Annotated in this window: 19 protein-coding genes and 1 tRNA gene; 8 read left to right on the plus strand and 12 right to left on the minus strand. The window is 71.0% G+C overall.

What is annotated here, in order from left to right; translation table 11 throughout:
* Window positions 1-32: 32 nt before the first annotated feature.
* From ABZU91_RS06575 to ABZU91_RS06605, 7 genes are all read right to left on the minus strand, one after another.
* A complete protein-coding gene (locus tag ABZU91_RS06575) occupies window positions 33-1,631 on the minus strand; it encodes a type IV secretory system conjugative DNA transfer family protein (protein ID WP_355234929.1) in 1,599 nt (532 codons plus the stop codon).
* Complete coding sequence (locus ABZU91_RS06580) at window positions 1,628-2,926, minus strand: hypothetical protein (protein WP_355234931.1); 1,299 nt, start codon at window positions 2,924-2,926, stop codon at window positions 1,628-1,630. Before ABZU91_RS06580 ends, ABZU91_RS06575 begins: the two co-directional genes overlap by 4 nt.
* A 103-nt stretch (window positions 2,927-3,029) precedes the next feature.
* The gene (locus tag ABZU91_RS06585) at window positions 3,030-4,811 is read right to left on the minus strand and encodes a DUF87 domain-containing protein (protein ID WP_355234934.1); all 1,782 of its coding nucleotides are present in this window, start codon (window positions 4,809-4,811) and stop codon (window positions 3,030-3,032) included.
* Window positions 4,808-5,734, minus strand: a complete 927-nt coding sequence (locus ABZU91_RS06590) for a PrgI family protein (RefSeq protein ID WP_355234937.1) — start codon at window positions 5,732-5,734, stop codon at window positions 4,808-4,810. The genes ABZU91_RS06585 and ABZU91_RS06590 overlap by 4 nt, the downstream gene beginning before the upstream one ends.
* Window positions 5,731-7,809: a hypothetical protein gene (locus ABZU91_RS06595; protein ID WP_355234940.1), complete on the minus strand. Its 2,079-nt coding sequence runs from the start codon at window positions 7,807-7,809 to the stop codon at window positions 5,731-5,733. Before ABZU91_RS06595 ends, ABZU91_RS06590 begins: the two co-directional genes overlap by 4 nt.
* On the minus strand, window positions 7,809-8,252 hold the full coding sequence (locus tag ABZU91_RS06600) for a pilin (protein WP_355234943.1): 444 nt from the start codon (window positions 8,250-8,252) through the stop codon (window positions 7,809-7,811). Before ABZU91_RS06600 ends, ABZU91_RS06595 begins: the two co-directional genes overlap by 1 nt.
* Before the next feature lie 283 nt (window positions 8,253-8,535).
* Entirely contained in the window at window positions 8,536-9,357 is an 822-nt protein-coding gene (locus ABZU91_RS06605) for a hypothetical protein (protein WP_355234946.1), read from the minus strand.
* Window positions 9,358-9,565: 208 nt separating this feature from the next.
* On the opposite strand from ABZU91_RS06605, the gene ABZU91_RS06610 reads away from it, so the two are divergent.
* The 5 genes from ABZU91_RS06610 (at window position 9,566) to ABZU91_RS06630 (ending at window position 13,402) form a co-directional block, all read left to right on the plus strand.
* Entirely contained in the window at window positions 9,566-9,886 is a 321-nt protein-coding gene (locus tag ABZU91_RS06610) for a hypothetical protein (RefSeq protein ID WP_355234947.1), read from the plus strand.
* Between the two features lie 129 nt (window positions 9,887-10,015).
* The gene (locus ABZU91_RS06615; protein ID WP_355235741.1) at window positions 10,016-10,738 is read left to right on the plus strand and encodes a hypothetical protein; all 723 of its coding nucleotides are present in this window, start codon (window positions 10,016-10,018) and stop codon (window positions 10,736-10,738) included.
* Window positions 10,731-11,975 carry a DNA methyltransferase gene (locus tag ABZU91_RS06620; RefSeq protein WP_355234950.1) on the plus strand — a complete coding sequence of 415 codons (1,245 nt, stop codon included), beginning with the start codon at window positions 10,731-10,733 and terminating at the stop codon, window positions 11,973-11,975. The genes ABZU91_RS06615 and ABZU91_RS06620 overlap by 8 nt, the downstream gene beginning before the upstream one ends.
* On the plus strand, window positions 11,972-12,181 hold the full coding sequence (locus tag ABZU91_RS06625; RefSeq protein WP_355234953.1) for a helix-turn-helix domain-containing protein: 210 nt from the start codon (window positions 11,972-11,974) through the stop codon (window positions 12,179-12,181). The genes ABZU91_RS06620 and ABZU91_RS06625 overlap by 4 nt, the downstream gene beginning before the upstream one ends.
* A gap of 3 nt (window positions 12,182-12,184) precedes the next feature.
* Complete coding sequence (locus ABZU91_RS06630) at window positions 12,185-13,402, plus strand: site-specific integrase (RefSeq protein WP_355234956.1); 1,218 nt, start codon at window positions 12,185-12,187, stop codon at window positions 13,400-13,402.
* A 156-nt stretch (window positions 13,403-13,558) separates the two neighbouring features.
* Here ABZU91_RS06630 and ABZU91_RS06635 read toward each other — a convergent pair.
* Together ABZU91_RS06635 and ABZU91_RS06640 are read right to left on the minus strand one after the other, a co-directional pair.
* A tRNA-Arg gene (locus tag ABZU91_RS06635) sits at window positions 13,559-13,631 on the minus strand.
* 152 nt (window positions 13,632-13,783) lie between these two features.
* Window positions 13,784-14,587 (minus strand): VOC family protein, encoded by an 804-nt coding sequence (locus ABZU91_RS06640; protein WP_355234959.1) that lies wholly within the window; start codon window positions 14,585-14,587, stop codon window positions 13,784-13,786.
* 554 nt (window positions 14,588-15,141) lie between these two features.
* On the opposite strand from ABZU91_RS06640, the gene ABZU91_RS06645 reads away from it, so the two are divergent.
* Window positions 15,142-16,761, plus strand: a complete 1,620-nt coding sequence (locus ABZU91_RS06645; RefSeq protein WP_355234962.1) for a serine/threonine-protein kinase — start codon at window positions 15,142-15,144, stop codon at window positions 16,759-16,761.
* A gap of 33 nt (window positions 16,762-16,794) precedes the next feature.
* Here the strand turns inward: ABZU91_RS06645 and ABZU91_RS06650 are convergent, their stop codons facing one another.
* Window positions 16,795-17,025 (minus strand): TetR-like C-terminal domain-containing protein, encoded by a 231-nt coding sequence (locus ABZU91_RS06650; RefSeq protein ID WP_355234964.1) that lies wholly within the window; start codon window positions 17,023-17,025, stop codon window positions 16,795-16,797.
* A 137-nt stretch (window positions 17,026-17,162) separates the two neighbouring features.
* Between ABZU91_RS06650 and ABZU91_RS06655 the strand changes: the two genes are divergently transcribed.
* A complete protein-coding gene (locus tag ABZU91_RS06655) occupies window positions 17,163-17,312 on the plus strand; it encodes a hypothetical protein (RefSeq protein ID WP_355234967.1) in 150 nt (49 codons plus the stop codon).
* Window positions 17,313-17,400: 88 nt separating this feature from the next.
* Here ABZU91_RS06655 and ABZU91_RS06660 read toward each other — a convergent pair whose 3' ends face one another.
* Window positions 17,401-18,054, minus strand: coding sequence for a CGNR zinc finger domain-containing protein (locus ABZU91_RS06660; protein WP_355234970.1), 654 nt, complete (start codon window positions 18,052-18,054; stop codon window positions 17,401-17,403).
* Between the two features lie 149 nt (window positions 18,055-18,203).
* Between ABZU91_RS06660 and ABZU91_RS06665 the strand changes: the two genes are divergently transcribed.
* Window positions 18,204-19,424, plus strand: a complete 1,221-nt coding sequence (locus tag ABZU91_RS06665) for an MFS transporter (RefSeq protein ID WP_355234973.1) — start codon at window positions 18,204-18,206, stop codon at window positions 19,422-19,424.
* Between the two features lie 115 nt (window positions 19,425-19,539).
* Here ABZU91_RS06665 and ABZU91_RS06670 read toward each other — a convergent pair whose 3' ends face one another.
* Window positions 19,540-20,946: a glycoside hydrolase family 6 protein gene (locus ABZU91_RS06670; protein ID WP_355234976.1), complete on the minus strand. Its 1,407-nt coding sequence runs from the start codon at window positions 20,944-20,946 to the stop codon at window positions 19,540-19,542.
* Between the last annotated feature and the right edge of the window lie 73 nt (window positions 20,947-21,019).

Genomic DNA, 21,019 nt, shown 5'->3' on the forward strand with positions numbered 1-21,019 from the left:
GGCAGATGTACGGGTAGGAGGGATATCTCTTATCAGTCGGTTCCGGTCCACGGGTCCTCCTCACCGCCGTCCACGTGCGCGTACGACGTGTTCAAGGGGGTGTGTTCACCCGGCTGTTCGTGGTCGTTGCGTTCCTCGTTGGATCGCTCGTTAGACCTCTCGTTAGACCCCTCGCCCTGAACAGCGAAGGTGTTGCGACCCACCAGGTCAGTAACCGCAGCGTCAGCCGGCTCGGAAGACTCAGTGGTGCCCGAGGCGGTGGCGGCTTCGCTGAGCAGTCGCCGCCGCTGCTGCACCGGCAGGCCGGTGTGGTCTCGGGCCGCATGACGCAGCTCGCCGGCACGGCCCTGGATGGCCGGTGGTGGCGGCTCGGTGTCGGCAGTGACCGGTGGGACGACTCGACCACCGGCTACCGGACGAAGGACAACTTCGTAGCCGCCGAGTCGGATCAGGTCCCCGTCATCGAGGTAGGGGCGCAGGTGCCGGGCCTGGTCGATGGCATCGCGGGGGGCGAGTGCGAAGTACACCTTGTTGCGGGCGTTGGCGTCGATCGCCTCTGCCATGTCCCCGGACAGTTGGCCGAGGTACTGATGGGCGAGGACGAACGAGGTGTGCAAGCCGCGGGCCTCGGCGAGCGCGTCATCGATCCCGATGGGCAGGTGCAGGAAGTTGTGGCACTCGTCCAGCACGATCATCGCGTCCGGGCGATCGTCCTCGGGGATGCGGGCGCGGGCGGTGGTGGCCTGCCACAGCCCGGCCAGGAGCAGGGAGCCGACCAGGCGGGTGCCGTCCTCGCCGATGACGCCCTTGGGTAGCCGGGCGAGCATGATGCCGCCGTCGAGAATCTCGGCGAAGGAGAACGTGGTGGCCGGCACCCCGAACAGGCTGTTCGCCATCGGATGCGCCAGCACGAGGCGTAGCCGGGACAGCAGCGGGGCGATCAGGCCGGACCGCTGGGCGGCGGGCAGCTCGTTGAACCCTTCCCAGAACTCGCCGAGGGTGTTGCCCTCCCAGGCATTCAGCTTGCCGGTAGCGGTAGTGATCCGCTCGGCTCGCCATTTGGAGTCGGATAGCAGCCGCGGTAGTTGGGCGAGGGTGGCGCCTTCGACGTGGGCGAGGGTGAGCAGGCCGTGGTAGCAGATGTCGGCGGTGCGGTGACCCCACCAGCGTGACCACACCTTCGCCATCACCGCCGTGAGGTTCGCGGCCACGTCGTGCGGACTGCCGCCGTGCACGGCCGGGTCGAGCAGGTTGATCGCCGGTGGCGCGGCCCGCTCGTCCGGGTCAATCAGGACCAGGCGGTCACCGCAGGACTTGGGCAGCCGAGCGAGGAGGTCTCGGATGAGGTCGCCCTTGGCCGGGTCGAACGCGGCCACACCGCGCCCGGCCTCAACGTCGTCCAGGATCATCCGCATCAGCAGGGTCGTCTTGCCCGTGCCGGTCGGCCCGAGCGCGTGGACGTGGAACCGACAATCGGTCAGGGAGATCCCGACCCGCATCGCGGGGCCAGCGTTGGCAACACCGATGACCTTGCCGCCCAGGCCGTGCCGCTGGTCGAGTGGCACCAGGTTGAGCCTGCGCCGACTGGTAGCGCTCCTGGCCGGTACGGGTTTGATGCGGGTGCGGGTCATGCCGGGCTCCAGATGGTCGGCGGGTCGTCGTGTTCGTCGTGCCCCTGCGTCGGGGCGGGTGGGTCGGCGAGCGGCCGGTGGCGCGGGGCCGGGTCGGCGCGGAAGATCTCGCGGGTGGCGGGCCGACGCCGTGACGCCGCGCCGGGCAGGCCGTAGGCGGCCGGTTCGGCGGGCAGCCCGGCGAGCGCGGCGGCTTCCGCGACGGAGACCAGGCTCATCCGCGCCTCGGGCACCCACCGGTCGGCTGCCGCGAGCGCGCCGGAACGGAGCCGGCGGCGGGTGAAGTGGGCCGACAGCAACCCGAACCCGGAGCTGACATCAGCCACAGCGGCGACGGCAGCGGCCTTCGTGGGGCCGGCGGCGACGGTATGCACGGCGACGAGCAGGTGCGGGGCGTCGGCGTACTTCGCCCGCGCTTGCCGGGCCAGCTCGGCGGTGTACGGGTCAGTCGCACGGGTGTGCCGCCTCGGGCTCGACGGGCCGGGGGTGACGAGGTTCAAGACGCCGAGAATCAGCGCTCGTAGCCCGTCGGCGAGCAGTCCGGCGGCGCGGGCGGTCCCTCGGGGGCGGCGGGCACGATGTGGGTTGGTCATCGCGCGGCGCAGCAGCCGTAGGCGATGGGCGGGTGCTCGGCCGAGGTGGACTTGCAGGATCGCGCCGCCGGTGCGCCCGGCCGAGGCCAGTCCGCCGTAGACCCCCCGGAGGCGGTCCTCTTCGGGGGCGCTCGCGTCCATGCCTCGGCGGTAGGTAGGCGTGGTGTCTTCGACCAGGGGCAGCCATTCCGGCTGCGTCGGCCAGACCGCGAGGGCGGCGACGGCCCCGGTGGTGGCCACGGTCGGCGGGCGGGTTTGTTCGGCGCGGACGCCGGGCCAGCCGCGTTGCAGCAGCCGCACCACGGCGGTCGGGTTGACCCCGGGTGGCAGCCACAGCCCGCAGCGCATCCCATCCGGGTCGGCGGCGACCTCCCAGACCAGCCGGACCGGGCGTAACGCCCACCGGCGCGGCGCGGGCAGCGCGGTAGCGAGCAGTCGCCACAGGCCGATCGTCGCTGCCGGCGTGGCGGTCACCGGCGGGATGATCTCCAGCCAACGGGCTCCGGCGGCGTGCCGTCGCCAGACGCGCCGCCGCCACCGCATCCACCCGATCCGCATGGCGACGAGCGCCGCCAGGGCGGCGAGGAGCAACGGCCACCGGTCGCGAACGAGCGGCCACACCGCGTTGGTGGCGTCGTCGCCCCAGGAACCACACAGCAGCTCGCCCACCACCGAGTCGGGCACGCCGCCCTGGCCGGGCATGCACCCGGCGGGGGTCGCGGGAGATGGCGGCGGGGATGGGGACAGAGCGAAGGAGACAACCATCGGGAACTCCGATCGGTGGTAAGAGGGAGGCCGGGGCGGGTCAGCGGCGGCCGGCGACCGGGCCGGTAACGATCAGGTCGTGCTCGGTCGCGGAGGCGTGGCTGTGAAGGGCCACCCGCGCCGACCCGGCAGCGAGGAGTGCGTCTCCGCGCTGGCAGGACAGCAGGAACGCCCGCTCGCCGTCAGTGAGCCCGAACGCCTCGGCCACGGCGTCGATCGCCTGCGGCGCCTGCCGCAGCAACACCTGCGTAGCCGCGTTGGAGACGACCGCGCGGCCGGTCTTGGTGGCGAGCACGTCAGCGGCGTCCTGGGTCACCACGGTCAAACCGACGCCGTACTTGCGGGCGGACTTGGCCAGGGTTTCCAGGAACACGCCGCCGCGCCCGCCGGACAGGAGTTTCCACGCCTCGTCCACCAGCACCATCCGCAGCACGTCCGGGCGAGCGCCAGAGGCGGTCGCGCCGCGTACGGTGCGCCAGATCGTGTCCAGGGTGAGCAGCGTCCCGACCGGGTGAAGTTGCTCGGGCAGGTCCTTGAGGGCGAAGACCACGAGGTGCCCCTGCGCGGCAGTGGTGGTCGGCCCGTCGAACAGGCCCTTCATGCTGCCGGCCACGTAGGGGTGCAGGCGGGCGGCGACTCGGCGGCCGGCGTCGTCGGTGTCCTCCAAGGCGGCCATAACGTCGGCTAGCAGCGGCGCCGGTCGCCTCCAGGTGCGCGGGTCGGTGGTGATGCCCTTGGCCCGGTACGCCGCGAGGACCGCCACATCGAGGGACCGGGCTTCGTCGCCCGGCAGGGGTGCGCTGACGGCGGTGTCACCGCTGCCCATCACGGTCACGAGCGTGTGCAGGAACCGTGCCCGGTCGTTGAGGGCGTCGTCGTCACCGGGCGGCAGGTCGAGGGGGTTGATCTTCACCCCTAACGCGCCGAGGCGGATGACCGTGCCGCCGACCGCGTCGGCCAGCCGTAGGTACTCGTCTTCTGGGTCGATGACGAACGCCTCCACCCCGAGGCACAGGTTGCGCAGCAGGTCGAGTTTGGCCAGATAGGACTTCCCTTCCCCGGAGCGGGCGAGGATGACGGCGTTGTAGTTGGACTGCGCCCACCGGTCCCACACCACGACTCCGGCCGAGTGCAGGTTCAACCCGAACAGCACCCCCATGCCGCTGTCCCCAGCGGCGTCCGGCAGGTCGGGACTGGTGAACGGGAAACTCGCGGCGAGGGCGTCGGTGTCGAAGACCCGTTTCATCCCGAGCGCGTCGAACGCCAGGGGTAGGCCGCTGATCCAGCCCTGCAACTGCCGCCACGTCACCGGCGCGGTGTTGAGCAGCAGCGAGGAGGCCAGGGACCGCACCTCGGCCACCCGCTGCGCGAGGTCGTCAGGGCTGGCGCCGTGGACGGTCAGGTACAGGCCGAGGCGAAACAGTCGGGCCTCACCTCGGGCCACCCGCGTGGCCAGCTCGGCGGCGTCGGCCGCGGCGGCGTCGAGGTCGGGATCGTCCAGGCGGCCCTTGGCCGCGTCCTGGCGGCGGGAGGACTCGAACCGGCCGCGCTGCTTGCGCAGCCGCTCGGAGGCCACCGCCGGCGGGACCGGCTCGACGTGGAAGGCGGCGTCGACCAGGCCCGGGTAGGACAGGATCGGCTCGGTCCACCCCGGGCCGACCTCGGCCGGGTAGCCGACGACGGCCAGAGTGGCGCTGTAGCCGTCCCCCACCCGCACGTGTCGGCCGTCGACCTCGACGGCGTTCGGGGAACCGGGCAGGATCGTGGCCGACTCGGGCAGGGCGGGCCGCCGTTTCGGCAGCAGTGCGGACAGCAGGCTCACCGCTGTTCACCTCCGTCAGATGGGGCGTGGGGCGTGAGGGCCAGGGCGGTGGGGTCGAGGCTGGCCGCGAGACGCACCGTGGCCTCCGGCCCGTCGAGGACCCGGGCGGGAACCTCGCAGCCGGCGAGGGCACGCACCGCCTCGGCCGCGTGATGCGCGGCGTGGTGCGCGCCGCGTCGGCTACGCACGGCGACGGTGACCTGCCGGTGCAGCAGCTCGCGCTGCCCGGCCAGGTCATCGAGGAACGCCACGTGCGCGCGGGCTGCCTCCTCCAACGCGGGATGCGCCAGCCCAGGGGCGGCGGCGAGGAACCGGTCGGCGAGGTAGGTCAGGTCGACCCGCTGCGCCCGCACCACGATCTGCGCCGGACCGTCGAGGCTGTGCAACCAGCGAGCGAACCCGGCCACCAGACCGTTCTGCTCGGCGGGCGTGCGTAGCCCGAAGGCCACCGTCGAGGCGGCGACCAGGCCCGTCGTGCCGTCCGAACCGAGATCGACCAACCCGTCACCGGTGATGCCCTTCGCGGGCAGCCGCAGCGGCGCGGGCAGCGGTAGCCGGTCCCCCGGCCCGGCGGTGGTGGCAACCCACGCCGGAGCCGGGATGACCGCCCCATCAGCCGGTACGAGCCGGCGCGGACGGCGGCGGTGCCGCAGCGCCGCGAGCGCCCACGCGTCGAGGCCGATGCCGTCACGGCGGCCAACCGCAAGCAGGAACGCCCCAGCGGCAACCGGTATCGCACCCGCGAGGAACACCAGCGGATGCACGAGCGTCGCCACCGCCGTCCACACCGCGTACAGCAGGAGGCCCGTAACGGCCAGGATCACCAACTGTCGTCCCGACATGCCGAACGCGATCCGGTCCGGCCGCTCGATGTCCGCGGGAACCCGAGCCCGCATCGGAGCCTCATCGTCGCAGCGGCTCACTGCTCATCACCTCGCTTCCGCGACGGGCGCCGCGCCGGGGCGGACGATCGAGCCGGCGGTGGGGACGGCGGGGACGGGGACGGCCCGGTACGGACGGCGGTCGGACCCGCCGGGGTCGCACCAGCCGCCGGGGACGGCCTCGCCGCCGGAGACGGGGACGGGCGCGGCGGCGGGGTCGGGGCCGCTGACCGCCGACCGTCCGTGGACGGCGACACGGACGAGGCCGGTGGACGAGGCCGGGGTGCGGTGGCGGCCGGTGCCCGCCGGGCGGCGGACGGGGTGCTCGGGGTGGCGGCGGGTTGCCCACTCGGGGTGGCGCGCCGCGCCGCCGTAGGCCGTGTCCCGGGCGTCGAGGCTCGTCGTGACCCGCCGGCTCCCGGTGCGGCCGGAGCGGTGGAGAACACCGGCGTGACCGGGGCAGGTGGCCGGCGCGGCGCGCTCTGTGGCGCTGGTGCGGCGGAGAACGCCACCGCCGGTGCCGCGCCGCTGGGTGTCGCTGTCGGTGTCGTGGCCATGGCATCGCTGAAAGCGACACGGGCGGGCGGCGCGGCTGGGGCCGGTGGACTCGGCTGGGCCGGGGACGGGTGGGAGAACTGCGCGGCCGGGACACCGCCGGACGGCGCTGGCGGTGGAGTGGACGGGGCCGCCGGGTGGCTGAAGGTAGGGGCGGCGTTCGTCCCGGACGGCGCAGGCAGCGGCGTATGGGCGACCGGGGCGTGGCTGAAGGCCGCCGGTCCCGGCGGGGACGGGGGGACGGGAGTCGGCCCGGGACGGGGCGGACGGGGTGGACGGGGCGGACGGGGGCCGCCCGGCGATGGACGGGGGCCGGGGGGACGAGGTGTCGTCCGCCCGGCGGTCCGGGCCGCACTCGCGCCGCCCAGGATGCCGGCCGCCGCGCCGAGCGTCTTGATCGTCAGGTAGGCGTGCATAAGCTGGCCGAGCAGTCCCCTGCCGTTGCGCTGTCCGAGCGGGCCGAGGACGAACTGCCGCATCCAGCCCGGCAGTTTGATCAGCAGCCAGAGCATCGTCAGGCAGACCAGGACGCCGAGGAGCCCGTCTGCGGTCGAGGGCACGCCCAGCACGGTCGGCCCGGCGGGGGTCAGGAAGACCTTCACCGTGGCCATGACGATGATCGCTTGACCGATCTGCAAGCCGAGGCAGGCGGCGAAGGCACGCCACCAGGTGTGGGCGATGCCTTCGGTGAGCGGGCTGGCATGGCAGATCAGCGCCGCTGGGGCCACGCCGACGAGGATGACCAGCGCGGCCAGCCGCAGGATGAAGGTGAACTCCACAAGCAGGCACATCACGACCACGGCGACGGCCAGGAGCACCATCAGGAAGCCCTTGCCCTGCAGGGCGTTGTCCGCGATCTGCCCGACTGCGGCGGCTGCGGCCGGGCCGTCAACCGTGTTCCCGGCGATGGCCACGGTGAGCGCGTTGGTAAGCACGATGGCCTGCTGACCGATGAGCAGGCTGCAATTGGCCAGCACCGCACCCAGCGCGATGCGGGGCAACACCTGCTTGAGCCCATGCTGGCTCTGCAGGGTCTCCCTGGTCGTGATGAGGAATCCGTTGGCGACGATGAACAGCACGAAGACGCCATTGGCCGTGATCAGGCTGGTCGTCCAGATCGCCTTGACGTGCTCGTTGTCGGTGAGGTCGGGGGTGGACAGCCACGATGCGCCGAGGGCTTCCATCACCGGCTGGAGAGCCTGCTCGGCGGTCCAGACGACCAGGTCGACCACGGCCTTGCGGATCTGGCCCCCGATGTCGTACCAGGCCGGATCATCGCTGACAGAAGGCTCGCCGGGAGTCGGGGCCGGGCCGGGCGTGGGTGCCGGCATGGCCGGCGCGGAGGGAGACGGGTCCACTCCCGGCGGGCGGACGCCAGGGTCAGGCACGCCGGGCGTTGGCGGCGTGCCGGGTGCGGTAGCGGGCGGGCCGGGTGCCGGGCTCGGCTCGGCGTGCGCCGCCCCGGCCCAACTCAGGGCAAGGCCGGCGAGGACCACCACGCCGAGCAGCAGCAACGACACCGCTCGGACCGTGCGGCGGGGTCGGATCGCGAGGGCGTTCATCAGGCCACCCACGCGCCGACGATCGTCACGAACAACGGCGCGAGCAGCGCGAGGGCGTAGCCGATCGCGGCGGACCGCAGCGCGAGCTTGGCCTTCTCCACCTCGCCGGGGTCGCCATTGGCGGCCAGGTAGCGCAGCCCGCCGACGGTCAAGAAAAGCGTGGCGACGGCGACGAGGATGCCGATCAGCCAGGTACGGATGTTGTTGGCGACCTGCTGGATCGACTCGGCGGCCAGCACCACCGCAGCGGGCTCGGCCGCCCACGCCACGGTCGGCACGGCAACGAGCGCTGCCGTCACCGCGGCGGCGTTGAGGAGCATCAGCGCGGCGCGGACAGTCCGAGACCGGTATCTACGCGGGCGGCGGACGCAAGGCTGTCCGCGCCTGCCCGCCCCGGGGCGGCGGTCCGCCGCCCCGGGGCGTGGGAACGGGTGGTGATTCATGGGTTGGGCACCTCCGGTGCGCACGCCGACGCAGCCCGCAGCGGGGCGTGGGTGCGCGAGTGGGTGGCGAAGGCGGGACCGGGCGGTGCGCTCGTGGGTGACCTGTCGTGCCGACCGGCGCGGCCGTCCTCCTCACCAGAAGCGGCGGGTGGGCCGGGGACCGTGCGGGGTGTCAGCGCCGTCAGCGGTCCGGTCGGAACAAGGTCACCTGCGCGGAAGAGTCCCGCACTAGGGGATTACAAATCCGAGCCTCGGATTGGAAAGCCGCAGCTCAGACAGGTGCTTACGGGCGCTTCCGCACGGTAGGCACGTCCAGGGTCAGGGTCGTGGTGGCCTCGTTGATCACGTCGGCGTACGGGTCGGACAGCTCGCCGGACTCGATCGCGGCCTTCAGCCGGGCGACGGCGGCGGTGCGCCGCTTGTAGAGGTTCCAGCGGGGCTGGCCGGTGCGTTCGGCGTAGGCGGTGAGGCTGACCTCTTCCAGGTAGGTCGCGCCGATCAGTTCGGCCTCCTGTGCGGTGATGACCTCGGCGGTGACCGCGCGGGCGAGGACGAGGTCCGGGTGGCCGTACGGGGCCGGCGGCACCACCGCGCCCGGGGCGTGGTTCGGAGCCCCAGACGAGGCGGGCTCCAGGTCGCGCAGCTCGGCGCGGGCCTTGGAGAACGCGGCGGACAGCAGGTTGCCGACCACGCCCGGCTTGGCCACATCGACCGTGCCGAGCGCCCGGAGGAAGTGCTCGACGATGGCGGCCTGCACGTCGCCGGTGAACAGCTTGGCCAGCAGGTACGCCTTGAACCGCAGGCCCGGTAGCGCGACGCCGACGGCACCGGCACGCCACGCCGGGTCTCCCGTACGGGCACGCTGCGCCAACAGCCGCCATGCCGCGTCCCGGGCGGCGTAGCCGCAGGACGGGTGCATGAGGATTGCCGACAGCTCGGGCAGGGCGATGGCCCGGCGGGGCAGGCCGTGGCCGAGGCTGCGGCCGTCCACCGACAGCGGGCTCGGCCCCTGCCCCATCAGCCGGAATCGGTACTCGATGTCGTTGAGCAGCGTCTCGCCGCGCCGGGAGACGGCTGGCTCGGTAGCGGGGATACGACGGTCCATGGTGGTACTCCCTCGTGATGACCGTTGCCGTCCGGCGGGAGTGCCGGTCGGCGCTGTGCCACCACGCCACCAGGGCCTTTGAACAGATCATGAACACTCGTGATCTTGTTCAAGGTGTCTCGACACGTGTTCAACCCAGCCGTCGGCGATCCCCGTCAATGCGTCTCGACCTCAGCCGGCGGACATCCCGAGTCGGGGTGTGCAACCCGTGGCCAGGCTGTTCAAGGCCCTTCACGCCGGGCGCAGCCACGTCGAGACGGCACCCTTGAACATGCGCCGCCCACGAGGCAGCCACGGGGTGAAGCCGGACAACTGCGAGCGGCGCTCGCCGGGCGCACTCACGCCCCATCACGATCTTGTTCAAGGTCCCGAGGCGGTCGGCCGCCTCGTGTTCAAGCAGATGACGATCTTGTTCAAGCCAGCGAGGATCTTGTTCAACCGTCCACCGATCGTGTCGGCGATCCGCGCGGCTCGGATGTCGTCGACAGCCGGTGTCTCGACGGCTCTGACCTGCGTGTTCAACCAGTAGAGGATCTTGTTCAACCGGGCGGCGTCGAGCGCAGCGCCCGGCTCGGCAGCGGGCGCGGTTTCCAATTCGAGGCCCGGATTTGTAATCCCCTAGTGTCAGCGCTTGTCGGCGGACGTGGCCCACACGCCCATGCCGAAGCCCAGCTCCACCGCCCCCGGTGACCGGCCTCAGCCGGCACCGGTCGGGCTACTCCTTCCCCGAACCCACGTCCCGCGCACGCCCCGTCCGGGAGCGCCGGACTGGCACGGACTATCCCCAAACCACCTCGCCTACCTCATCCACCGCTACACCCACGTCGGCGACGTGGTGCTCGACCTCGACGCGCACCCCGCCGCCATCGCCGCAACCGCCCACCTGGACCGGGTACCGGCCCGACTGGTCAACGGTCGCCACGGCCTGCACGTGCGGCTCGTGCCGCCCGCCCCCGAACAACGGATGCGGCGCGCCATGCGGCGTCCCGGCCCACGTGTCAACCTGCTCCTGGCGACCCTGCCGCAGGGCGCACAGGGCCTCGCCCGAGACGGCATCGCCACAGCAATGAGCACCTGGCGGCCTCTGCTACGCCCCGGCGGTTTCCTGCTTGTCGGACTCACCGCCTCGCCGCCCCAGCCGGGCGAGGTCAGCCACCGAGCCACAGTCATCGCCGCCGCCCGCGCCGCCGGGCTCTTCTACCACCAGCACATCCCCGCCGTCCTCGTCCCGCTGCCCGAGCACGAGCCACGCACCGGCCCGGAACACCCCGAGGAGGCCGACGACGGCCGCCGTCTGCTCGCCGGCCGCCACCTTCCGACGTTCCGGGATCTGGTCGTGCTCGGGACCACCGCCACCGGTGAGGAGAACGCCCATGCCTGAGTCCCGTCCGCCGTTCCACATCGGCAACCTCCACGACTCCGAATCGCCGTACCCCAGCGCGCCCGACCTGGCGGCGCTGCTCGCCGAGGGCTACCTCGGTGCGGTCTGGCTCACCGGTCAAACCGCGTCGCGGGACCTGCGGCGCGGCCGATACACCCCGGAGTCGTTGACGCACCCCGGCAAGATGCTGCCGACCATCCCCCGCTACGCCATCCGCACCTACACCAACCCCGGCGACGTAGTCCTCGACCCCATGGCCGGCATCGGCACCACCATCATCGAGGCCATGCACCTCGGCCGCCACGGCGTCGGCGTCGAGTACGAAGCCGAATGGGTCGCCAAGGCAGCCGACAACATCCGCCACACCCTCCAGACCGGGGCACCCGGCCGGGGCGAGATCTACCACGGAGACTCCACCGCGCTGCCGGCACTGCTACCGGCAAGCCTGCACGGACAGGTCTCCCTCGTGATCACCTCACCGCCCTACGGACCGTCCACCCACGGCCACGTCCGCACACCCGGCCCGAGACGAGGCAAGGTCCGCAAGATCAACCACAAGTACGGCGGCACGGACAACCTCGCCTACCGCAGCCACGGCCAGCTCGCCGACGGGTTCACCGCGATCCTCGCCGGATGCCGGACGCTGCTGCGGCCCGGCGGACACGTCGTCGTCACCGCCCGGCCCTACCGCCGCCACGGCGAACTCATCGACATCCCCGGCATGGTCGTCGCCGCCGGCATCAACGCCGGCCTCGAACTCGTCGAGGAATGCATCGCCCTCATCTGCGGCGTCCGCGACGGCGTGATCATCCCCCGAGCCTCGTTCTTCCAGCAGAAGAACACCCGCGACGCCATCGCCAGCGGTGACCCGCAATGGCTCGTCCAGCACGAGGACGTGCTGGTCCTGAGAGCCCCGACGATCTCCGTCCCACACGATGCCGAGAGCAGGTCAGGGCGCACAACGGCGCACGCTGACCGGCTTGATGCCTTCGCCCCGCACCGCGTGGATCGACGTGCACAGGCGGTGCCCCCCGGAAACGCCAATCCCGGCGGCAGCGCCATCGATCCCCGGTCCCACCCGGACCGGGACGGTGAAAGGACGTCCGATCCGTGCCCGCCCTATCCGCACCCCACGCCAGGGGACGTACAGCCCGACCCGACCGCCCACCGGCGGTCCGGCGACCCCGACGGGCCACGCCCACAACTCGACTCACCTACTGCTCCGGACCGGCAATGAGCACCCCGACGGCAGCCGAGTGGCGACCCGACCCCCTCCTGACCATCGATGACGTCGCGACCTGGCTGGGCAAGCCGAAGAACAGCCTCTACGCCTGGCACAGCCGAGGCAAGGGACCGCGCGCCATCCGGGTCGGCAACACCCTGCGCTACCGGCGCAGCGAGGTCGAACGCTGGCTCGACGACCACACCGACCCGGAGCGCTGAGCCATGGCCCGACCTCCACTACCCATCGGAACCTGGGGCAACATCCGCACCGAGAAGCTCGGCCCCAACCGGTACTGCGCCCGAGCCCGGTTCCGCGACTACGACGGCAGCACCCGCGACGTCGAGGCCGCCGACACCACCGGCCCCGCCGCCATCCGGGCGCTCAAGGTCAAACTTCGTGACCGTGCCGCTCCCAACGACGACGAGATCACACGCGAGACCCACATCAGCAGACTCGCCAGCCTTTGGCTCGAAGAGATCACCGCAGAGGAGCGTCTCGCGCCGCAGACCATCAGCCAGTACGAAGTGAGCGTCCGCGTCTCGGTCGTGCCCGCCCTGGGCAACCTTCGTATCCGGGAGGCCAGCGTCGGCCGCATCGACAAGTTCCTGCGCAAGGTCGCCGAGGACCGCCCGACAGCTGCCAGGCTCGCAAAGGTCGTCCTGACGCAGATGCTCGCCCTGGCCGTACGCCGTGGCGCAATAACGACCAACCCCGTCCGCGAAACCGGCCGACTACGTAACCCGCGCCGCAAGGTCGTCGCCCTGGAGACAGAGCAGCTGGAGGGCGTCCGTGCGGCAATCCAGCGGTGGCAGCAGGCCAGCCCCGGTAAACCCGGGCCTCGGCATACCGCCGAACTGGGCGACATCGTCGACCTCATGCTCGCCACCGGCGCCCGCATCGGCGAGGTCCTGGCAACGCGCTGGGAAGACCTCGACCTTGCTGCCGAACGCCCGACACTGACCATCTGCGGCACGATCGTCTACCTCAAGGGCAAGGGCTTCTTCCGGCAAGACTGGACGAAATCCGACGCCGGCTTCCGAACCGTTGTCCTTCCTCGCTTCGCAGTAGGAATGCTGATGGCCCGAAAGCTCGACGCCGCCGACAATCCCTACGATGCGATCTTTGCCTCCCGGCGTGGTACCTGGCTGTCTCCGCAGAACGTGCGTCGCCAGTGGCGTCAGGCCCGCGTCGACGCTGGCCTCGAATGGGTCACGCCACACACCTTCCGCAAGACCGTCGCCACCCTGATCGACAAGGAGGCTGACGCCAAGCACGCCGCCGCCCAGCTCGGGCACGCTACCGAGCAGGTCACCAACAGGCACTACATCGTCAAGCCCGCTCTCGCCCCGGACAGCTCCGACATCCTCGAACAACTCGGCGCTGGCCAGGCCACGACCAGGCACGAGCGTCGCCCCCATGACCCACGCCGGACCGGATAGACAAACAGAGACCGCCCCCGACACGCCCCACCACGGACCCGCTAGAACCCGGTCGCCCACCAGCGTTATCGAGGGGTTTTCGGGGGGCGATTCAAAACTGTATAGATACACATCAAGGCCCTGGTCAGCTTCTTGCTGGTCAGGGCCTTGTTTCGGTGCCCCCGGCAGGATTCGAACCTGCGACACACGGTTTAGGAAACCGATGCTCTATCCCCTGAGCTACGGGGGCGCGAGGGCCAAGTCTAGCGACCTTGGGGTTCCCCTGGGTGGCAGGGAGTGGCCCTCGCGTACCCGCGCCTCCCGCACCCCTGTCCGCCCAGTCCAGGAGCACGCCGGGTCCGGGAGCTGATCGCTGCGACCGGACCCGGCGGCACCCGGCCGTCAGCCGTTCATCTTGGCGAGGTGCCGCTCCTTCGCCTGAGCGAACACCTGCTTGACGGGGTCGAGCGCCTGGACGAACTCCAACTGCTCACCCTCCGGGCCCTTGCAGTAGATCAGGGCCCAGCCGTTCGACTTGCCCTCCCGGATCTTGTTGGTGTTGGAACTCGCCGGCGCGGCGAGACGGGCCGCGTCGGTTCGTACCGTCACGACCCGGTTGGCCTTGACCTGGCTCATGCCACGTCGGGCGCTCTCGGCCTCCAGGTCGGCGATGAACTTGTTGAAGTCGACGTCGTCGCGGATGTGGAAGCAGATGTGCATGGAACGCGGGTAGGCCGGGCTCATCCGGTCGCGCGGCTCCGCGAAACTCCGGCCGGTGCCCTGCGGCTGGTTCGCGTCGCGGTACTGCAGGAGTTCGATCACCACGTTGTCGAACTGCACGAACCGTACGTCGAGGCGCTGTTGTCCACCGGCCAGGTCCGGAACCCCGATCGATTTCGGATCGACCTTCTGTTCGGCGGCGAGAATCTCCTGGTCGGTGAGGATCGTGTTGTGGATCGCCTGCCCCTGGAAGTCGCCGTCCCGCATCACCTCGGTGCCGCCAAGCACCTCGGTGTAGAACTCGAACGCACGCTCCATGTTGTCGACCGTCAAGCCGAAGTGCTGGATGCCCTGCAGGCGCAGGCCGAGCGCGACGCCGTCCGGGTTCGGTCGGGATGCCGGCGTGCTCGGCGCGGCCGGAGCGGCACCGCTCTTCGCGGCCTCGCAGCCGGCCACAGTGGCGAGCGCGGCGCCTGCGCCGGCCACCGCGAACAGGCTACGCCGAGAGATTTTCGACGAGGTCACTTCTTCCACCCTGACATCCCTTCGAATGACCGCCCTACGGATGCCTATTAGTTTGATGCGCGCGAATTGACGAACACTTCATTTCCACTTCAGCCGAGCGCGACCAATGAGCCCGAGAAATAATTGAGAATGGCATGTTTAAGCAGCTCGCCCATTGGGAACTACCGCCGAAAATGCAGCCCACACTTTCCCGCACGGGAAGTTGTTCCCCGATCGGGACTGAACACCGGAAGTCCGACGAGTTACCGCGCGACTGTGGATTTCGAGAACTACGTCGAGGACGTCACCAACCCGAACGCGCTCCGGGCCGCGGTCGACGGCATCGGCTGATGCAGCCGCCGGCAGCGCATCGGAGACGCCTACCGCGGCTCGCCCACCCGAGCACCCGGGTCCAGGAGGCATCGACGACGTTGGGTGGGCGGACGATAGGCTGCGGGCGGCGTCCGACTGACCTAAGGGGAACGGGTGATAGGCGGAACGGTTCCCGTGGTGGTCGCGGCCTGCGGACGTCCGGCGTGAACGACGGGCTGCGTCCCGGTGACCCGGTCCGCCTGGGCGCGTACGACGTGCTGGGCCGGCTCGGTGACGGTGGCATGGGCACTGTCTTCCTGGCCCGCTCGCCGCAGGGACGGCGGGTGGCGGTCAAGGTCGTCCGTCCGGAACTCTCGCACGACGAGGAGTTCCGGGGTCGGTTCCGTAGCGAGGTGAACCGCGCGCGCCAGGTCCCACCGTTCTGCACCGCCGAGGTCCTGGACGCCGACCCGGACCATTACCCGCCGTACCTGGTGGTCGAGTACGTCGAGGGCCCCAGTCTGGCGCAGGTGATCCGGGAGCAGGGGCCGCTGGGGGCGGCGCAGCTGCACAGCATCGCGGTCGGTGTGGCTACCGCGCTGACGGCCATCCATGGCGCCGGGGTCATCCACCGGGACCTGAAGCCGGCGAACGTCCTGGTGGCGCCGGGCGGGATCAAGGTCATCGACTTCGGTATCGCCCGAGCGTTCGAGGCGACGAGCCAGCACACCCGGACCAACCAGATGGTCGGGACCGTCTCGTACATGGCTCCGGAGCGGTTCGACACGGCGTCCGGCCGCCCGGTGGGCCCCGCTGCGGACATCTTCGCCTGGGGTGCCGTGGTCGCCCACGCCGCGACCGGCCGCAACCCGTTCGGGGGCGACTCCGCTACGGCCACCGCGATGCGGATTCTCACTCAGCCCCCGGATCTGGCCGGGCTCGGTGGGCCGTTGCGGGAGTTGGTCTCCCGGGCGTTGGAGAAGGACCCCGCTGCTCGGCCCACCGCCCGGGAGTTGCTCGACGGACTGTTGACCGCGGAGCGTCCGGAAGGTGCTGGCGGGCCGGCGCAACGCCCGGACGCGATGCCGGCGGCGAGCGTCCTGCGCGCTTCCGGTGGTGATGACCAGGGCCGGCAGTCGCCACCGCCGAGTGTGTCCACGACCGGTCGCGCCGGTTGGCACCGGCGTGGCTGGCTCACCGCGCTGGGAGCGTCCGCCGCGGTGATCGCGGTGGTGGTGTCCGCCTTCCTGGTCGGTCCGCGACTACTGCGTGGAGGTTCCAAACCGGATCGGGCCGGCTCGACGGCGGCTGGCGGCCCGGGAACGAGCGCGCCGGCCGCCACCCCGTCCACGGTCGCATCGGGCAAGCCGTCGGTGTCACCGTCGAAGAGCACGGACCCGACCCAGGCCATACTGACCGGTCAGCGGCGAATCCTGCTGCACGCGGTGGAGATCGACCGAGACCTGAAGCTGCCGTTCCACGGCGAGCTCGAGGTCGGTGACGGAACCGGCAAGGACGCGGTCTTCGTGCTCGAACCGGTCGGCGTCGATTTCATGATCAAATCGATGAACCCGGACATCGCCCACCGACCGTGCCTCGGCGTCAAGATCGATTCCCAGGGGTACGCGTCGCTGGTGGGCGCCGAGTGTTACGCGACCGCGGCAACCGTGTTCGCCATATCCCGTGAGGGCAAGGACGACAAGGGACGCACGTCCTACGCCATCGTCAGCGACGAGTACGGCGTGGTGCAGTGGAGCCCGACCAAGAAGGCGATCTACGTCGAGCACCTCGGCGACGCCCCGCTCGACACCACGTTCAGCCTGGTCGACCGGGGCGCGGCCTGACTCGCGCCGGAAGAGGCCCGTCCAGCCTCGCCGTCAGCGCAGCAGCGCCAGCCGGTCGATGACGGAGTCGCGCAGCCCGGGTGGCCACGGAAACAACGGCGCCGCCACCCGGAGCTGAGCGAACCCGTGCAACCCGACCCAGAGCGCCGTCGCGTCGGCGAAGGGGTCCACGCTGGTCGAGCGTCCCGCCGCGACACAGTCGGCGAGCGTACGCCGGAAAATCTCGAAGGCTCCCATGCCGAGAACCGCCAGCTCGTCCGTCATGGCCGGAGACCGCTCAAGGGCCTGCCCGGCATCCCAGACGGCACCGAACATTCGCCGCGCTCTTCGCCCTGCTCACGATCAGGCCACGTCAAGCCGCCGGCGTCTGGGAGATCGTCCTCGTCGGCAAGGCCGCTCTCGTGGTGTTCGGGGCGCTGATCGGAGACGTCCCCGAGGCACGCCTGTCGGCCATCATCGACTTCGGACTCGTCGCCGTCGTCGCGACGGCCTACGTGCTGTGCCGCGGCTGGCTGGCGTGGCGTCCCGCGACAATCAACGGGACCCGGTGACGGGAACGGTGGGGCTTCCAGGCCGCGCCGCGACGAAGCCGCAGCGAAACACCGGACCGTTCCGACAGGGCGGATGCCGATCGGATGCCTACGAGCGCGGGGGTCGGCCCGCGCGGCGGCGCTCGGTGAGCCGTCGCGCCTTCACCGTATTGCCGCAGTCAGCCATGCGGCACCAGCGACGGGAGCCGTTGCGGCTCTGATCCAGAAACAGCCAGCCACAGCCACCTTCGCGTACGGGGCAGCGGTGCACCCGGGTCAGGTCGGCCGTCAACATGAGGTCGAGGGCGGCCTCGGCGATCCGGTCGGGCACCACCATGGCTGGCACCGTGCCGTAGGCCAGCCGTACCCCCGACGGGTCGAGCACGAGTCGTGCGCGGGCGGCAGCGCCGGCCCAGCGCTCGTGCAGTGCGACCAGAGCGGCACCGGCCTCGACGGGATCGCCTGCCGTGCCACCGTCCGCGTCGGTGATCAGCGAAAGCATCACGAGATGCAGCCCTTCGCGGATGTCCCGTACGGCGACGAGCCCCGCGTGCGCTGCTGCCGGCTCGTCGTGCCACGCCCGGTCGACCTGGTCGGCCTCCCCGTCGCCGAGCACGCCCACCCGGACCGACCAGCGCAGCAGGTCGGAGCTGTCGGACAGGTGGTCGTGGGGCGACGAACCGCCCCCGCGCTCAAGGGTGTTGACCAGATCCAGCACCGGATGCCCGCCGACCAACGGCAGTTCGGACACATCGAGTGGCATGCGGACGAGACTACCACTGAAGCCGTCTAAGACGGTTGCACCTTCGACCGGCTCGGGTCCGCCAAGTCTGGCGGAGGGAAGTATCGATGGCTTTGTGCTACCGTCCAAACAGGATTAGCTGGAATCACGCAGCAATGGGGAGGTAGCCGATGGCGCACCCTCGACGTGCGGCCTATGCCCTCGCCGCGTTGTCCGCCGCCACTTTCTGTTACGTCACCACCGAGGTGCTGCCGATCGGGTTGCTCACGCTTATCGCGCCAGACCTGGGACGCTCCAGGTCCGAGGCCGGCCTGCTGGTGACCGGGTACGCCGTGGTGGTCATGGTCGTGGCGCTCCCGCTGACCCGGGTCACTCGACGAGTGCCACGACGCCCGCTACTCGTCGGCACCCTGGGCGTGTTCGCCGCCGCCACGACGGTGTCGGCCCTCGCGAACTCCTACGGGGTGCTGCTCGCCGCACGGCTGGTGGCCGCCACCACCAACGGTGTCTTCTGGGCGGTGGTCTTTCCGGTAGCGATTGCGATGTTCCCCGCGAACATCCGAGGCCGGATCGTGGCCCGGCTCTCGATCGGCAACGCGCTCGGGCCGGTCCTCGGCGTACCGCTGGGCACCTGGCTGGGCGGGCAGTACGGCTGGCGGGCCCCCTTCGTCGCGATGGCCGTTTTCGGCTTCGCCAGCTGCCTTGTGCTCGCCCTGCTCCTGCCGAATGCCACACCGCGACACAGTGCGGGGGACATCGGGTCGATGCCGGACCGACACCGCTTCGCGGTGCTCCTCGCCGCCACCATTCTCGCGGTCACGGGCGCCATGGGCGCGTTCACGTACATGACCGTCTTCCTCCTCGACGTGAGCGGGTTCGCCGCGGCGTCCCTCGGCATGTTGCTCTTCGTCCAGGGCTCGTTCGGCGTCGTCGGCACCTGGGCTGTCGGCCGGGTCCTGGACCGGTTTCCGCTCGGTGTCGTGCTGGGCCTGCTCGGGCTCATCACCGCCGCGATGCTCGGCCTCTACGGGGTCGGCGCGAGCAAGGTGTCGACGATCCCGTTGCTCGCCGTGGCCGGGATGTCGTTCAGCTCGCTGATCGCGGGAATCCAGCACCGCATCATGCAGGTCGCCCCGTCGACCACCGACATCGCGTCGGCCAGCCTCAGCGTCGCGTTCAACGTCGGCCTCGCCGCCGGCTCGTTCATCGGCGCGGGCCTGCTGGCGACCGCCGGGGTACGCGTCGTTCCGTTGTTCGGTGGACTGCTGACGGCTGCGGCGCTGGTGTTGCTCGCCGGCCACGAAATGTCCCGTAAGAGAGGGAGAGCGACCGGACCCAGCCGTCGTGATCCCGACCTGCGACCGATCGGAGAATCCGCGGCTCACGCCTGAGTCGCCGCGGGCCGGGGCCGCCTACGGATGCTGGCCGGTCCGGCCCGTACCCCCGGATGGTGCCGGTCCGGCGCGGAGGTTGGTCCTCCGCGCCGGGCCGTGACACGGGTCGTGGTCAGGAGGCGGCGCAGCTCGCCGTCGCGCCCGGACCGGTGCCGGTGCCCTGGAAGCCGAAGTTGGTCGACTGCCCGGCGCCGACGCGTCCGTTGTAGCCCACGTTGGTGTACCGGACGGTGCCGCTGGTGCCGCTGGCCTGGGCGTTCCAGACGCCGGTGACCGCAGCGCCGCTGGGCAGTGTGACGGTCACGGTCCAACCGTTGATCTCGGTGGAGCCGGCGGTGACGGTCACGCTGGCGGTGAAGCCGCCGGACCACTGGTTGACGGCCACCGACGCGGAGCAGCCGTTACCGGTCGGCGGCGGGGTGGTCGGCGGCGGCGTCGTGGGGGGCGGGGTGGTCGGGGGCGGCGTCGTGGGGGGCGGCGTGGTCGGCGGGGCCGACGTCGGCGGCGGGGTCGTCGGCGGGGCCGTGGTGGGCGGGTTGGGCACACCGTTGGCCAGGCTGTAGGCCAGGTCGGGCTGGAACGAACCGGCCGTGTAGCGGCAGCCGTCCGCCTCGCCCGGAGGCTTGACCCAGAGGTACGCGTCGATGTTGCTGTCGCCGGTGTTCGTCGTCGGGTACATCCCGATGCGCCGGTCGGTGTTGTCGTCGCCGCACCAGTCTCCGCTGGCACCGCCGTTGCGGCTGGTGTCGATCACCTGGCGCTTGCCCGAGATGCCCATGCCGTTGAGGGAGGAGATGACCGCCCGGCCGAAGTTCGCCTCGCTGGAGGTCGGGTTGTAGTTCGACACGTTGCTGAAGAAGCCGTCGGCGTACTGCACGCCGGCCGCCCGGAGCCGGTTGGCCGTCTCACCCGCGCTGTTCCAGGTGGAGTGGCCGGCGTCGAGGTAGACCTTGGCGTTGGGGTTGGCCGACTTGATGGTGCGGGTGGCCGTCGAGATCGCCTGGCTGCGGGCGTTGATCTCACTGCTGTTCAGGCAGGTCAGCAGGGCGAGCGAATCGGTCTCCAGGATGATGATGAGCGTCTGGTTGCCCAGTCCGCGGGAGAAGTTCGACACCCACGTCTGGTACTGGTTGAGGTCTGGCGCACCACCGGCGCTCGCCCCGCCACAGTCCCGGTTGGGAATCTGGTAGACCGCGAGCACCGGGATCTGCTGGGCCGCGTTGGCGGCGCCGACGTACGCGGCGGCCTCGGACTGCGCGGTCGAGATGTTGAAGTTGGCGAACCAGCGGGCCTGCGGCTGACTCGCGATCTTGTCGCGGATGACTGCGGCACGCGAGTCGCCGGGGTTGGCGGCGACCCAGCGGACCACCGCCGAACTCGGGTCGCGATAGAGCGATCCGGAGATCGTGCCGGCCGACGCGCCGCTGACGGCGAGGCAGACGCCGGCGGCAGTGGCGCCCGCCACCGCCGCCACGCTGATGGCCGTCGATCTGCGACGCCGGAGGGAGAGGATAGCCACGTCGTGTTTCCTCCTGATCACATCGATGTATCTAAGTTCATGGGAGCGTTCCCATGAAGGTAGCGGAGGGGCG

It is taken from the genome of Micromonospora sp. NPDC005174, assembly GCF_040608495.1.
Taxonomy (GTDB): domain Bacteria; phylum Actinomycetota; class Actinomycetes; order Mycobacteriales; family Micromonosporaceae; genus Micromonospora.

Excerpts from the sequence above, each read along its gene's own strand:
- ABZU91_RS06575 (WP_355234929.1), bottom strand. The coding sequence starts at position 1,631 with ATGACCCGCACCCGCATCAAACCCGTACCGGCCAGGAGCGCTACCAGT.
- ABZU91_RS06625 (WP_355234953.1), top strand. The coding sequence starts at position 11,972 with ATGAGCACCCCGACGGCAGCCGAGTGGCGACCCGACCCCCTCCTGACC.
- ABZU91_RS06630 (WP_355234956.1), top strand. The coding sequence starts at position 12,185 with ATGGCCCGACCTCCACTACCCATCGGAACCTGGGGCAACATCCGCACC.
- ABZU91_RS06580 (WP_355234931.1), bottom strand. The coding sequence starts at position 2,926 with ATGCCCGGCCAGGGCGGCGTGCCCGACTCGGTGGTGGGCGAGCTGCTG.
- ABZU91_RS06665 (WP_355234973.1), top strand. The coding sequence starts at position 18,204 with ATGGCGCACCCTCGACGTGCGGCCTATGCCCTCGCCGCGTTGTCCGCC.
- ABZU91_RS06595 (WP_355234940.1), bottom strand. The coding sequence starts at position 7,809 with ATGAACGCCCTCGCGATCCGACCCCGCCGCACGGTCCGAGCGGTGTCG.
- ABZU91_RS06605 (WP_355234946.1), bottom strand. The coding sequence starts at position 9,357 with ATGGACCGTCGTATCCCCGCTACCGAGCCAGCCGTCTCCCGGCGCGGC.
- ABZU91_RS06650 (WP_355234964.1), bottom strand. The coding sequence starts at position 17,025 with ATGACGGACGAGCTGGCGGTTCTCGGCATGGGAGCCTTCGAGATTTTC.
- ABZU91_RS06660 (WP_355234970.1), bottom strand. The coding sequence starts at position 18,054 with ATGCCACTCGATGTGTCCGAACTGCCGTTGGTCGGCGGGCATCCGGTG.
- ABZU91_RS06620 (WP_355234950.1), top strand. The coding sequence starts at position 10,731 with ATGCCTGAGTCCCGTCCGCCGTTCCACATCGGCAACCTCCACGACTCC.
- ABZU91_RS06615 (WP_355235741.1), top strand. The coding sequence starts at position 10,016 with ATGCCGAAGCCCAGCTCCACCGCCCCCGGTGACCGGCCTCAGCCGGCA.
- ABZU91_RS06600 (WP_355234943.1), bottom strand. The coding sequence starts at position 8,252 with ATGAATCACCACCCGTTCCCACGCCCCGGGGCGGCGGACCGCCGCCCC.